Origin of the sequence: Aeromonas sp. FDAARGOS 1416 (assembly GCF_019048085.1) — a bacterium.
GTDB lineage: Bacteria > Pseudomonadota > Gammaproteobacteria > Enterobacterales > Aeromonadaceae > Aeromonas > Aeromonas veronii.
The window spans coordinates 1,256,429-1,269,938 of sequence record NZ_CP077301.1 but is presented as its reverse complement, the minus strand read 5'-3'; the positions used below and the strand labels follow the sequence as shown (position 1 = coordinate 1,269,938).

The window sequence follows — 13,510 nt, the reverse complement described above, 5'->3', positions numbered from 1 at the left end:
CCCATGACCCCCTATCGCGCCGTTATCGGTCTTGCCGGCCACGTGGATCACGGCAAGACCCTGCTGATCAAGGCCCTCACCGGCATCACCACCGCCCGCGCCCATGAGCAGGCCATCGGCATGACTCAGGATCTCGGCTTTGCCCACTTCGATGACGGTCAGGGCAACACCATAGGCGTCATCGACGTGCCCGGTCACGAGCGCTATATCCGCAATATGGTGGCGGGGCTCTGGAGTCTGGATCTGGTGCTGCTGGTGATTGCCGCCGACGAGGGGTGGATGCCGATGACCGGCGATCACCTGCGCCTGCTCAAGGCGATGGGGGTGCCGCGCCTGCTGGTCTGCATCAACAAGTGCGATCTGGTCTCCCCCGACGAGCTTTTACTGTTGGAAGAGAGCCTGCTGGAGCGGGTGATGGACGAGAGCGGCATGGTGCCCGATATCGTCAGCGTCAGCGCCAAAACCGGCGCCAATATGGCCGCCCTGCACACCACCATCGTGCGCCAGCTGGCCGATCTGCCAGCCTCACAAGCGCCCCGCGAACAGGGCGCACCGCGCCTCTATGTTGATCGTGTCTTTACCGCCAACGGCACCGGTACCGTGCTCACCGGCACCCTGCAGCAGGGCCGCCTCAAGGTGGGGGACAAGCTGCGCCTCTACCCCGCCGATCGGGAGGTACAAATCCGCTCCCTGCAGGCCTATCACCAGAGCGTCGACGAGATCGGCGCCGTCTGCCGGGTGGCGGTGGGCCTTAAAAAGGTGCCCCACAAGGAGGTGGCCCGCGGCCACTGCCTCACCAGCACTGCCGGCCAGTGCGAGGCGGCCACCCACCTTATCGTGCGGCTCAACACCGAGAGCCTGAGCGACAAGGCGCTACGCCCCTCTCTGCACAACAAGGAGGTCGAAGTCGCCCTCGGCAGCTGGCATGGCCGAGCCCGTTGTGTGCCGATAAAAGAGGCACCTATAAAAGAGCTGCCCATCAAGGATACCCGGCTGGCGCGGCTGATCTTTGCCAGCCCCATCCCCTGCTTCTTTGGCCAGCCGCTCGCCATTATTCGCCACGGCAGCAGCGAACTGCTCCACGGCGCCCGCATCGTCTGGTGCGGCGACATCCACCCCGCCAGACGCAAGACGCTGCACGCCCTGCTGGGCGAGCTGCCAGATGAGCTCGAGCACTACAACCCGGCCACCCTGCAACTGGGGCTCAACGGCTATGTGCTGGCCAGCCGCTTTGACCAGCAGCCCGAGCAGGTTACCCCCCTCGGTGAGTGGCTGCTGGATAACTGCTGGCTGGCCCAAAGCCGCGACCAGCTGCTGGCCACCCTGGCCAGCGAACCGCTTAGCGCCGCCGAGCTGGCAACCCGCTTTGGCATCGCCCTGCCGGTCACTCAGGCCCTGCTCCAGCAGCTCAAAAGCGAGCAGCTTGTTCGCCTGCACCATGACAAGTGGCAACCGGGCAGCGGCGAGTCGGAAGATGATCTGGGAGAAGAGGCGCAGCTGGTACTCAAGGTGGTGCGAGATCAAGGCAAGGAGGGTTACGAGCCCGGTAAACTGGGCCCCGGCGGCGTGGAGCAGGATCCCTTTATCACCCGCAAGCTGCCCGCCGCCCTGCAGCAGGGCTTGCTACAAAAAGGCGCGTTGCAAAAGCAGCTGCGCAATCTGGCGCGACTCAAGTATCTGGTTCAGCTCGATGGCCCCATCTACTACGACGCCGAGCTTTACAACCAGATGGTCGCCGCCGTGCTGGCGGGCCAGCAGGTGGGAGATCTGATCGACATGGCATCCCTCAAGGAGATCACCGGCTTGTCGCGTAAATACGCCATTCCGTTCTGCCTGCGCATGGAGATGGATGGCTGGGTACGGCGCGAGGAGAACGAGCGCCGGGTCCTGCGCTTGCCGCAGACTCAAGATGAGATGGAGCTGGCATGAGCGCCACCATCGCCCCCTCTGGCTCTGCCAATCCTGTGGCCAACCGGCTGCGCCGCGAATTTCATATCGACGGTATCGTACAGGGGGTCGGCTTTCGCCCCTTCGTCTATGGGCTGGCGCTGCGCCACGGCCTTGCCGGTTATGTCTTGAACGATGCCAATGGCGTCACTATTGGCGCTGAAGGATCCCCTGAGCAGCTGACCACCTTTGCCCGCGAGCTGCGGGAACTGGCACCGCCCTTAAGCCGTATCGATCACTTCAGCGAGCGGGAACTGCCCCTTGCTCATGATCCCGACTTCGATGGCCAATTTCATGGCCAGTTTCGAATTAAAGCGAGCCAGCAGCAGAGCGCGGCCACGGTCGCCATCTCGCCGGATCAGGGGATGTGCGAGGCGTGCGCCACGGACGTGGCCAACCCCAACGATCGCCACCATCGCTACCCCTTTACCAACTGCACCCACTGCGGCCCGCGCTACACCATTATCCGCCGCCTCCCCTACGACAGACCCCACACTGCCATGGCGGGCTTTGCCATGTGTCCGCGCTGTGCGGCGGCCTATGAAAACCCGCTGGACAGACGCTACCACGCCCAGCCGGTGAGCTGCCCCGAGTGCGGGCCCCATCTCAGCTGGCGCAGCGGCCACGGCGATGCGCTGGCCGAGCGCGAGGATGCCCTGCAGGCCGCCGCCCGCGCCCTGCAGGCGGGGGCGCTGATTGCGGTCAAGGGGATGGGGGGTTATCACCTGATGTGTGATGCCCGCAATGAACAGAGTGTTGCCAGATTACGAATGCTCAAGCGGCGCGCGCGCAAGCCGCTGGCGGTGATGCTAGGCTCCCTTGCCGAGGCCAAATTGCATGTCACCGGCAGCGAAGACGAGTGGCAACTGCTCGCCTCTCAGGCCAGACCCATTACTCTGCTGCGCAAGCGCAAAAACGATGATCGGTTCTCAGAATCCCTACTGACAACCGCGCCACTGGCCGAGGGGATCGCCCCCGGCATTCCCTACCTTGGCATCATGCTCCCCTATACCCCGCTCCATCAGCTGCTGCTGGATGCCTGCGCCATGCCGCTGGTGGCCACCAGCGCCAATGGTCGCGGCAGCCCGATCCTGATCGACTGTGAGGCAGTAGTCAGGGAACTCGGCAGCGAGATTGACGGCATACTGGATCACAACCGCCCCATCCTGCACCCGTGCGACGACAGTCTGGTGCAGTGGGCAGGCGGGCGGCGCCAGACGTTGCGGCTGGCCCGGGGCTATGCCCCCTGCACCCCCAGCTTGCAAGAGGCGGTCAAGGCGCCGCTGCTGGCGGTCGGGGCGCAGCAGAAGAACCAGCTGGCGCTCGCCTTCGGCCGCCAGCGCATCTACAGCCCCTATATCGGCGATCTGCAGAGCCTGCCGATGCAGGAGCACTTCGAGCAGACCCTGGCCACCTTTCGCGATCTCTACGATCTCAAACCCGAAGTGCTGGTCTCGGATCGCCACCCGGGCTACCTCAGCCACCAGTGGGCCAAACGCTATTGCCAGGATCAGGGTGCAACCCATCTCGAGGTGCAGCACCATCACGCCCACCTGCTGGGGGTGATGGCCGAGCACAACATCACAGGCCCGGAGCTGGGTGTTGCCTTCGATGGCACCGGCCTTGGCGATGACGGCACCCTCTGGGGCGGCGAGCTGCTGATCGCAGACGTTCAGGGATTTGAGCGGGTTGCCCACCTTGCCCCCTTCAAGCTGATCGGCGGCGAAGCGGCCATCCGCGAGCCGGTACGCCAGCTGCTGGGGCTGCTGTTTGAATCGTACAGCCCTGAGCAGATCAGCGCCCTCGATATTCCGTTGATCAAGCAACTGCCCGCTGAACGGATCAGCAACCTGCACCAGCTCTGGCGCCTTGGCCGCAACGCCCCTTACACCAGCTCCATCGGTCGGCTGTTCGATGCGGTGGCGGCGCTCTTGGGAGTGATCGACACCCCCGATTACGAGGGCGAAGCGGGGCTATTGCTGGAGGCGGCTGCCTCGCGGCTAGCCCCCGATGAACAGCCCTTCCCCCTCGCCTTTGATCTCAGCCAATCAGCGGAAGGGCCGCTGCAGATCGAGTGGGCCGAGCTCATCAATACCCTTGTCAGCGAGCGGCGCAAAGACACCGCCACCGCCAGCCTGGCCGCCGGTTTTATCCGCGCCATCAGCAATCTGGTCATCGCCCTGGCCGAACGCTTCCCCGGCTATCCGGTAGCGCTGGGGGGCGGCGTCTTTCAAAACCGGGTGCTGATGGACCAGCTTGTTCCCGCTCTCGAAGCCGCTGGCCGGCAGGTATTGACCAGCGAAACCCTGCCACTCAATGACGGTGGCATCGCCGCCGGTCAGCTCTGGTTTGCCATCCACCATCTTGCCACGCACCAGCCTGTCACCACCGGCTGTGCCACCTTGTCGGAGTCCTGAAATCCATGTGTCTATCCATCCCCTCTCAGGTGGTGCAGCTGCACCCCGAAGATAACTGCGTCACCGTCGATACCTTGGGGGTGCAGCGGCGCGTCAGCTGCATGCTGCTCGAAGAGCCTCTCAACATTGGCGACTATGTGCTGCTCCACATCGGCTTTGTGATGAGCAAGATTGACGAAGCGGAGGCGCAGGCCAGCCTCGAGAGCTTCCGCCAGATGGTGGCCCTGATGCCCAAACAGGATATCTTGCCATGCTGACCTTGAATGACCTGTTTCAGGGCTTTCGCCAGCCCGAGGTGATCCGTGCCCTCGCCGCCCAAATTACAGAACTGGCCAAATTACTCCCCGAACCGCTGCGGGTGATGGAGGTGTGTGGCGGCCATACCCACACCATCATGAAGTACGGCCTGCACCAGCTGCTGCCCGCCTGCATCGAGTTTGTCCACGGCCCCGGCTGCCCGGTCTGCATCATGCCAAAAGAGCGCATCGATCAGGCCATCGAGCTGGCCCGCCAGCCCAATGTCATTCTGGTCACCCTGGGGGACATGATCCGGGTGCCGGGCTCCAAAGGCACGCTGGCCCAGCAGCGCGCCAAGGGGAGCGATATCCGCCCGGTCTATGACCCCCTCGATGCCCTGCGTATCGCCAAAGAAAACCCGGAAAAAACCGTGGTCTTCTTCGCCATCGGCTTCGAGACCTCTACCCCCATGACCGCCGCCTTGCTGGCTGCCGCTGAAGAGCAAGGGGTCGAGAACCTGCTGTTTCATATCAACCATGTGCTGGTGCCCCCCGCCATTCATGCGGTGATGGCCGACGGCGTTGCCAAGGTGAACGCCTTTATCGGCCCCTCCCACGTCAGCGTCATCACCGGCGCCGATATCTACCTGCCCATCGTCGATCGCTATCAGGTGCCGGTGGTGGTGAGCGGCTTCGAGCCGGTAGATGTGATGGAGGCGCTCTTGATGATGGTGCGCCAGAAGGTGGAGGGTCGCTACGCGCTGGAGGTGCAGTACAGCCGCGCCGTCACTGCCAGCGGCAATAAAGCCGCCCAGCGGCTGGTCGAGCGCTTTTTCGAGACCCGCGAGCATTTTCGCTGGCGAGGTCTGGGGGATATCAACGCCTCCGCCCTGCGCCTGCGGGATGCCTTTGCCAAGCGTGATGCAGAGCGTCACTTCGCGCTCAATCAGACTCCCATCGATGACCACAAGGCGTGCCAGTGCGCCGATATCCTGCGCGGCCTGGCCAAGCCGAACCAATGCAAAGTCTTTGGCCGGGGCTGCACCCCGACCCAGCCCATGGGCAGCTGCATGGTCAGCTCCGAAGGGGCCTGCAATGCCTACTACCGATATATGGGGATCCAATGAGAGAAATTCAGTTAAGCCACGGCGGCGGCGGCGTGGAGATGAACCAGCTGATCAATCAGCTCTTCTTTCGCCATTTTGACAACGAGATCCTGCTGCGCGGTGAAGATGCCGCCCTGCTGCCGGTAAACGGCCCCGTCGCCTTCACCACCGACAGCTTTACCGTCTCGCCGCTCTTCTTCGAGGGGGGGGATATCGGCAAGCTGGCCATCGCCGGTACGGTCAACGATCTGGCCATGATGGGGGCCAAACCCGAGTATCTGAGCTGCAGCTTTATCATCGAGGAGGGCTTCCCCTACGCCGATCTTGCCCGCATCGTCAAGTCGATGGCCGCGGAGCTTGCCAAGAGCGGCGCCCGTATCGTCTGCGGCGACACCAAGGTGGTGCCCAAGGGGGCGGCCGACAAGATCTTTATCAACACCAGCGGGGTCGGCACCTTTCCGCGGCCTGAGCAGAGCCGGGGCATCTCGGTACGCAACCTCAAAGCCGGTGACGCCATTCTTGTGTCGCGGGATATCGGCAGCCACGGCGCCTGCATCCTGATGGCCCGTGACGCCCTGCAACTGGGCTCCGATCTCAAGAGCGACTGCACCACCCTCTGGCCGCAGGTAGAAGCGCTGCTAAAAGCGGGGATTACCCCTCACGCCCTGCGCGATGCCACCCGCGGTGGCCTTGCCGCCGTGCTCAACGAGTGGAGCAGCGCCTCCGGCGTTGCCATCGAGCTGGAGGAGTCCGCCATTCCGGTGTGCGATCCGGTGCGCGGCCTGTGCGAGCTCTACGGTTTCGAGCCCCATGATCTCGCCAACGAGGGAACCATGGTGCTGGCCCTGCCTGCCGAACAGGCGCAGGACGCGCTGGGCATCTTGCGGCAATTCAACCTCGCGGCAAGCCAGATCGGCGTGGTGCAGGCGAGCGATCGCCACAAGGTGATCCTCAACAACCCCTGGGGCAGCCGCCGCTATCTGGAGCTGCCGCAAGGGGAGCTGCTGCCGCGGATCTGTTGAGCAGCCATGCCGTTCCGTCAATTACAGGGAGGAGTCACTGCTCCTCCCCATATCGGTTAAGGAGCCACCATGCACGAAATGTCTCTGGCCATGGCTGCCATAGATCTGGCGGCCGAGCAGGCCACCCAGCGGGGGTTTACCAAGGTGACCGCCCTCTGGCTCGAGGTTGGCAGCTTCTCCTGCGTCGACCCGGACACGATTGCCTTCTGTTTCGAGGCGGCCGCCAAGGGCACTGCCGTCGAAGGGGCCCAGCTTCACTTTCAGCACCAGGCGGCAGAGGCCTGGTGTTACGACTGCAACCAGACGGTCACCCTCACCGAGCGCGGGCAGGCCTGTCCCGAGTGTGGCGGATACAAATTACGAGTCGCGCAGGGTGATAGCCTGCGCATCACCGACATCGAGGTAAGTTGATATGTGTAGCGTATGCGGATGCGGCCAGGCGCGGATCGCCGGCCATGAGCACGATCATGAACATCACCATGAACATGGTCATGAGCACGACCATCATCATGCTCATGATGCCCATCACCATCATGACCACGAGCAGGGTGCGCCGCGCACCCTGATCATTCACCACCACTATCACCATCAGGGGGATGTCCATCACCACTACCACGGGGTGCGGGCTCCCATAAGCTATGAGGGGCATGATCACCCCCATGAGCACCTCCATGATCACCCCCACGACCATCATCATGATCATGTCCACTCTCATGACCACGGCCATTCCCACGCGCATCCCCATGATCACAGCCATGACCATGACCATGACCATGACCATGACCATGACCATGACCATGACCATCAGCAGGGTGATCTGCACTACGGCAAAGGGGAAGCGGGATTGTCGGTTCCGGGCATGGGGCAGCGTCAGCTGATCGCCATCGAGATGGACGTGCTGGCCAAGAACAATGCGCTGGCGGCCCACAACCGCGAGCACTTCACTGCCGCAGACCAGCTGGTGCTCAATCTGGTATCTAGCCCGGGTTCAGGCAAAACCACCTTGCTGTGCGAAACCCTGCGCCTGCTGGCCGACAAACGTCCCTGCGCCGTGATCGAAGGGGATCAACAGACCAGTGCCGATGCGGATCGCATCCGTGCTACTGGCGTCCCTGCCGTGCAGATCAACACCGGCAAGGGCTGCCATCTGGATGCCAAAATGGTTCACGACGCCTGCCACCAGCTGCCCGCCCATCAAGGGGGCATCCTCTTTATCGAGAACGTGGGCAATCTGGTCTGCCCCGCCAGCTTCGATCTCGGCGAGAAGTACAAGGTGGCGATCCTCTCCGTCACCGAGGGGGAAGAGAAGCCCCTCAAGTACCCGGACATGTTTGCCGCCGCCCAGCTAATGGTGATCAACAAGATCGATCTGCTGCCCTACGTCAGCTTTGACGTGGCCCGCTGCATCGAGAACGCCAAACGGGTGAATCCCTATATTCAGGTGATCCAGGTCAGCGCCACCACGGGTGAAGGGATGGATGCCTGGCTTAACTGGCTGGCCAGTGCCTGAACCAGAACCGGTTAAATGCTGTTACCAACGCCGTATAGCAAGAGAGGGAGGCTGATGCCTCCCTCTCTTTATCTGCGCGCTTTGCCAACGGTTCTCTCTGTACAGAATGGCCAGCGTTTCATACTCGCGCCCCCTCACCCTGGCCCTCTGCCCAGGGAGAGGGAACCGGTTTGTGGATGCTCGCGAGATGCTCGAAGTACGCACAGCCCCCCAGAAAGTCTGTGGGCATAACAACCCGTCCTGTTTCCTAAACCCTGAGCGTGGTGAGATGGCACCTTCAACTCCCTTCTCCCCTTGCGGGAGAAGGGTTGGGGATGAGGGGAAACCAATCCTCAGGCCGCATTTTCAGCCAATACACCAGTCACGGGCTGCATCTCACCAAAGCGCAGCACCCGATGGCAGATCTGGCGCAATAATGCCTGCTGGTGACTGAATATCACCATACCAAGCCCGCGCTGCTCACACTCAACCATCAGCTCCCGCCAAAGATGACGCTGAATTTGCGGATCCAGCTGGGCGGTAACCTCGTCGGCAATCAGCAGACGAGTGCGGGGATCGAGGGCGCGCAGCAGCGCAATGCGGGCCAACTCGCCACCGGAGAGCTGGCCGGGTTTACGACCGAGCCATTCAGGCTTGACCATAAAGCGGGCCAGCATGGCCTCATCGGGGCGCCATACATCCCAGAGCGCCTGCCCGGTGGTGCGATAGGGATTGAAAGTGAGTTCCGGGTACTGGGGCACCAGCTGGATGGGGTTATAGCCTTTTACCCGTTCAGGCACCGGCTGCCCATCCAGCAGGAGCTGCCCGCCGGCCCCAACCGGTTGCCAACCCGCCAATACCCGCCCCAACGTGGTCTTGCCATAACCGCTGGGGGCGGAGATACCGAGCCGCTCTCCCGCTTTCACCGTCAGCGACAATCCCAGCCAGAGGGGGCGTTCCGCCTGGGCGATGGTGAGATTTCGTACTTCCAACATCAGGAGACCTCCGGCACAGAGAAGAGCGCGTTGAACTCTGGCAGCGCCTGCCAGTGGGCGCGGAGCATCTCGCTCCCCTGCCCCTGGCGCAGATGGTGGCTGCTCAAGGTATCGCTCACTTGGCCCTGATGGAGCGCCACGATACGATCGGCAAACCGGGCCGCCAGCGCCAGATCGTGGGTTACCCAGAGGATGCCGCTGCCCTGATTGGCCAATTCACGCAATTGGCTGAGCAGCAGACAGGCCAGCCCTTCGTCGAGCCAGGCGGTGATCTCGTCCGCCAGAATGTAGCGGGCGCCGCCGAGTGCCGCGGTGCAGGCCAGAATGCGCTTGGCCATGCCGCCGGAGAGCTGGCGCGGGAATCTGTCCAAGGTGGTCGCGGGCAGCTGGTAGCGCAACAGTTGCTCGCCGAGCCGCTCGCGAGAACCGCTCTGGCCGCAGAGGCGTGCCGCACGTCCCAGCTGACGCTCCACCGTCAGCAACGGATTGAGGGCGCTTACCCCCTGTGGCACATAGCAGAGGGTGTGGCCGCGCAAACGGGCCCGGCTGGCATCACACAGGGGCACGCCATCGAGGGAGATGCTGCCGCGCATCCGCAGATTGTCCGGCAGCAATGTCAGAGCGCTTTGCAACAGCAGGCTCTTGCCCTCGCCGCTCCCCCCCACCAGCGCCACTATCTCCCCCGGCGCCACTTGCAGGCTGATATCGGTCAGCAAAGGCTGCCAGCTGCGCCGCCCCAGCCAGGAGTAGTGGGCCGCCTCTATGGTCACCTGATCAAAACTCAGCATGGTTCACTCCTGTGCCACAACAGCTGTTGCAGAGCGCGGGTTGCCTGATCAAACAGCAATACCAGCAGCAGCAACACCAGCCCCGGGAAGAGGGCCAGCCACCAGCCGCCACCGGCCAGATAACGCAGCGCATCGGCCAGCAGCAGACCCAGCGAGGCCTCGTGGGCCGCCAGGCCAAAGCCGAGAAAGCTCAAAGCCGCACTGTGCAGCACCGCATGGGGAAACATCAGCAGGGTGCCGATAAACCACTGGGGCAACAGCCCCGGCAGCAGGTGGGTACGCCAGCGACGCAGCGCCCCCATCCCCTGACAGCGGGCCAGCACCACATAGTCGCTGCAGGCGATCCGCCGCGCCTCGGCGCAGAGAATGAGCGCCAGCTTGGGCCAGTGGGTGAACGCCACCGCCAGGATCACCCCGCGCATGCCCCCCCCCACGGTAAAGCAGATGAGGATCAGCAGCAGCATATGGGGCAACGCCAGCATGGCGTCGATCACCATTCGCACCGCCGCATCACATCTGGGGTGAATGAGCGACACGCTTGCCGCAACCATGGCCAGCAGGCCACTGCAGAGCGCCGTGCTGATACCCAGCTCCAGACTGGTGAAGGTGCCCTGAAAGGCCCGCAACCAGAGATCCCGTCCCATCTGATCGGTGCCGAACCAGTGGGTCAGCGAGGGGGGCTGCTGGCGCGCCAGCAGATCCATCGGCACATCCTGATGAGAGAGGCTCCAGCCGTAAGTGGCCAGCAGCGCCAATCCGAGCAGGGCAAAAACCAGCCGCAGTATGGAGGGAAGCGGATTAAACAGCATGCTCGCCCTCCCAACCCCGATTGATACGGGCCAGCAGCAAACTGGCCACCGTGTTGCCAATAAAGACCAGCAGGGTGCAGAAGAGCACGATTCCCATCAGCAGGGGAATATCCCCCCTGAGCCCCGCATCAACGGTGGCCTGGCCGAGCCCCGGGTAAGAGAAGACCTTCTCGGCCAAGAGCGATCCGCCAATCAGTTCACCAAGGGAAGCAAACTGCAGGCAGAGCGCCGGGGTCAGGGCATGGCGCAGCACATGAAAACGCAGCATGGGCCAGCCGCCATCCCCCTGAGCACGGGCGTAGCGGATAAAGTCGCTCTCCAGCACCTCGGCCACCCGCCCCCGGGTATGCAGGGCGATATTGCCCACCCCGAGCAGGGCAAGCGTGGTCACCGGCAGCAACAGATGGCGTGCTCGCATAGCCCAATCAGCCTCATCGGCCGCAAGCCCCGGCGTCCAGGCGCAGCAGACTGGCAACAGCGGCCAGTGCACCGCAAACAGGGCGAGCAGCAAGAGGCCGACCCAGAAGGTGGGCAAGGAGGCGAGCAGGTAGGCAAAACGGCAAATAAGGCGATCGGGCCAGCGGTTGAGATAGCGACCGGCGCAGAGGCCCAGCAAAATCCCGAAAAAGCCGGAGAGCAGCCAGGCACCCGCCAGCAGCAGGAAGGAGGCAGCAAAGCGCTGGCCTATGACCTCACCTACAGGCGCGTTGTAGAGCATGGAGTAGCCAAGATCTCCTTGCAGCACCTGACTAAACCAGTGCCAGTAGCGCAGCCAGAGCGGCTGATCCAGCCCCCAGCGGGCGGCGATGCGGGCGTACTGCTCCGGCGGCACATGGAGCAGATCGTTGCCGATATAAGCCTTGATGGGGTCGATGGGGGAGTAACTCAGCAGCACAAAGGTGGCGACCGAGACCAGACATAACAGCCCTGCCAGACGCAGCAGGGCTTTGAGTGTGGCAGTCATCATGGTGGACGAACTTAGCGGCACGTCCACCGCCAATCCTGCAGGTTGTTGAGGAGAGACCAGCTACCGTGGATTTCCGGCGCCCCCTTGCCAAGGTCGATGCAGTGGTTGGCTAGATAGGTATGCTGCACATTGAGCAGCCAGGCCCAGGCGGCATCTCCCTGCACTCCAGCGCCCGTTTTGCCATCCCACTCCACCTGTTGCCAGAACGGCACCGCCGCCTGCCAGTTCGGGGCATCCAGCGCCTGCTTGAGGTGGCCATCCACCACAGGGTTGCTGTAGTAGCCCGGGTTGTAGAACTCCACGCCACCGGAGCCGCTCTGGTAGTGGTGATAGAGCTCCATGGGATCCAGACTCCCCCACCCCATCAGCACCGGGTTGGCGTGCATCTCCCGCTCCACCTGCTCCCAGCTGCCGGACTTGAGGCTCACCTCGAGACCGATGGGTTTGAGCATGGCCCGCACCGCTTCCGCCAGATCCCGGCGGGTGCTGTCACCGCTGGTGTACCAGAGGGTAAAGGCGGCGCGCAGGTTGCTCTTGCGGCGAATGCCGTCACTGCCCATCTTCCAGCCCGCCTCATCGAGCAGGGCGTTGGCGTGAGCCGCATCCCCATCCTTGAAGGCAGTGGCTTTGTTTAGCCAGGGCAAGCCTTCCACCGCGCTGTAGGCGGGGATGGCATGTCCTTCCAGCAACTGATCGGCCAGCAGCTTGCGGTCGATGGCGTAGTTGATGGCGCGGCGCACCGCCACATCCGAGGTCACGTCGTTGCCGATGGGATAACCCTTGGCATCCTTGCCGCCCGCTGGCGGAATGGGGAAGACGATGCCGCGGTTCTCCACGCTCGGCCGCACCCACAGCTTGAGGGAAGCAGGCACGGTTGGCGCAAGCGACGGGGCGATGCGCACCACATCAAGCTGGCTACTCTGGGCGGCAGCATAGGCGCTCTCTTCATCGATAAAGACAAACACCAGCCGTTTGAAGTCATTGTTGCCGCCGGCGTAATAGGGGTTCGCCTCCACCACCAGTTGCTGACCGGGCAGGAAGCTCACCAGCCGGTAAGGGCCGGCACCGACCGGCTTTTGGGCATACGCTTTTGCGTCGTAATCCTTCTTCGACACTATCCCCAAGGATCCCAGCACGTTGACGAAGGTGCTCTGAGGGGCACTAAGAGTGATGGCAACCTCGGTGGGCGAGCGCACCTTGGCCGAGACAAAGTTGCCCATGTCGATCTTGCCGCCGCCCTTGGCCGCGCTGTTGTAGGTAAAGGCCACATCTTCAGCGGTGAGCGGCGCGCCGTTGGAGAATTTCAGGTCAGGCTTGAGGGTAATGATCCACCCCTTGCCATCCTTGCTCGGGGTCACCGCTTGGGTGAGCACATTCTGCCAGCTGAGATCTGCGTTCTGCTTGAGCAGCGGGCTGTGCAGCAGCATGTAGCTGCCGTGGCTCCAGCCAAGCAGAGGGTCAAACCCTTCGGTGGGTTCAGCTCCGATGGCGAGCTTGAGCTCGGCAGGCACAGGTTGGGCAGCGGCCAGCGCCGCGTGAGAGGCAGAGCCCAGCAGCAGGGCCAACAGGGCGGTAGCGCTGGATCTGGCGTAATGGCGAAGGGAATTGCGTGGAACAGTCATGGGGATCCTTCTTGTTTTGTACCACTCACGGATCATCACTCAAAAAAGAGGTGGAATGCGTGATTTAACATGGGAGTGAGGGGCCAAAATGGCCCCCTATTCTAAACTTGAT

General features: G+C 63.0%; 13 protein-coding genes. 7 read left to right on the top strand and 6 right to left on the bottom strand.

The window, feature by feature from the left end:
* Positions 1-3 precede the first annotated feature (3 nt).
* From selB to hypA, 6 genes are all read left to right on the top strand, one after another.
* Positions 4-1,929, top strand: a complete 1,926-nt coding sequence (gene selB / locus I6L46_RS05645; protein WP_216977598.1) for a selenocysteine-specific translation elongation factor — start codon at positions 4-6, stop codon at positions 1,927-1,929.
* The gene (gene hypF / locus I6L46_RS05640) at positions 1,926-4,364 is read left to right on the top strand and encodes a carbamoyltransferase HypF (RefSeq protein WP_216977597.1); all 2,439 of its coding nucleotides are present in this window, start codon (positions 1,926-1,928) and stop codon (positions 4,362-4,364) included. The genes selB and hypF overlap by 4 nt, the downstream gene beginning before the upstream one ends.
* Before the next feature lie 5 nt (positions 4,365-4,369).
* Positions 4,370-4,621: a HypC/HybG/HupF family hydrogenase formation chaperone gene (locus I6L46_RS05635; RefSeq protein ID WP_019839252.1), complete on the top strand. Its 252-nt coding sequence runs from the start codon at positions 4,370-4,372 to the stop codon at positions 4,619-4,621.
* On the top strand, positions 4,615-5,727 hold the full coding sequence (gene hypD / locus I6L46_RS05630) for a hydrogenase formation protein HypD (protein WP_216977596.1): 1,113 nt from the start codon (positions 4,615-4,617) through the stop codon (positions 5,725-5,727). The genes I6L46_RS05635 and hypD overlap by 7 nt, the downstream gene beginning before the upstream one ends.
* Complete coding sequence (gene hypE / locus I6L46_RS05625; RefSeq protein WP_216977595.1) at positions 5,724-6,728, top strand: hydrogenase expression/formation protein HypE; 1,005 nt, start codon at positions 5,724-5,726, stop codon at positions 6,726-6,728. Before hypD ends, hypE begins: the two co-directional genes overlap by 4 nt.
* A gap of 69 nt (positions 6,729-6,797) precedes the next feature.
* Positions 6,798-7,139: a hydrogenase maturation nickel metallochaperone HypA gene (gene hypA / locus I6L46_RS05620; RefSeq protein ID WP_024944968.1), complete on the top strand. Its 342-nt coding sequence runs from the start codon at positions 6,798-6,800 to the stop codon at positions 7,137-7,139.
* On the opposite strand, the gene I6L46_RS20705 is transcribed toward hypA, so the two are convergent.
* Complete coding sequence (locus tag I6L46_RS20705; protein WP_254203131.1) at positions 7,117-7,473, bottom strand: hypothetical protein; 357 nt, start codon at positions 7,471-7,473, stop codon at positions 7,117-7,119. The genes hypA and I6L46_RS20705 overlap by 23 nt on opposite strands.
* On the opposite strand from I6L46_RS20705, the gene hypB reads away from it, so the two are divergent.
* Entirely contained in the window at positions 7,360-8,238 is an 879-nt protein-coding gene (gene hypB / locus I6L46_RS05615; protein WP_216978015.1) for a hydrogenase nickel incorporation protein HypB, read from the top strand. The genes I6L46_RS20705 and hypB overlap by 114 nt on opposite strands.
* A gap of 332 nt (positions 8,239-8,570) precedes the next feature.
* On the opposite strand, the gene I6L46_RS05610 is transcribed toward hypB, so the two are convergent.
* Genes I6L46_RS05610 through I6L46_RS05590 form a run of 5 tightly spaced genes read right to left on the bottom strand, consistent with a single transcriptional unit; the run spans position 8,571 to position 13,398 of the window.
* Positions 8,571-9,212: an ATP-binding cassette domain-containing protein gene (locus I6L46_RS05610; protein ID WP_216977594.1), complete on the bottom strand. Its 642-nt coding sequence runs from the start codon at positions 9,210-9,212 to the stop codon at positions 8,571-8,573.
* On the bottom strand, positions 9,212-10,000 hold the full coding sequence (locus I6L46_RS05605) for an ATP-binding cassette domain-containing protein (RefSeq protein WP_216977593.1): 789 nt from the start codon (positions 9,998-10,000) through the stop codon (positions 9,212-9,214). Before I6L46_RS05605 ends, I6L46_RS05610 begins: the two co-directional genes overlap by 1 nt.
* Positions 9,994-10,809: an ABC transporter permease gene (locus I6L46_RS05600; RefSeq protein WP_216977592.1), complete on the bottom strand. Its 816-nt coding sequence runs from the start codon at positions 10,807-10,809 to the stop codon at positions 9,994-9,996. Before I6L46_RS05600 ends, I6L46_RS05605 begins: the two co-directional genes overlap by 7 nt.
* Positions 10,799-11,776: an ABC transporter permease gene (locus I6L46_RS05595; protein WP_216977591.1), complete on the bottom strand. Its 978-nt coding sequence runs from the start codon at positions 11,774-11,776 to the stop codon at positions 10,799-10,801. The genes I6L46_RS05600 and I6L46_RS05595 overlap by 11 nt, the downstream gene beginning before the upstream one ends.
* Before the next feature lie 11 nt (positions 11,777-11,787).
* Entirely contained in the window at positions 11,788-13,398 is a 1,611-nt protein-coding gene (locus I6L46_RS05590) for an ABC transporter substrate-binding protein (RefSeq protein WP_216977590.1), read from the bottom strand.
* Positions 13,399-13,510: the final 112 nt, after the last annotated feature.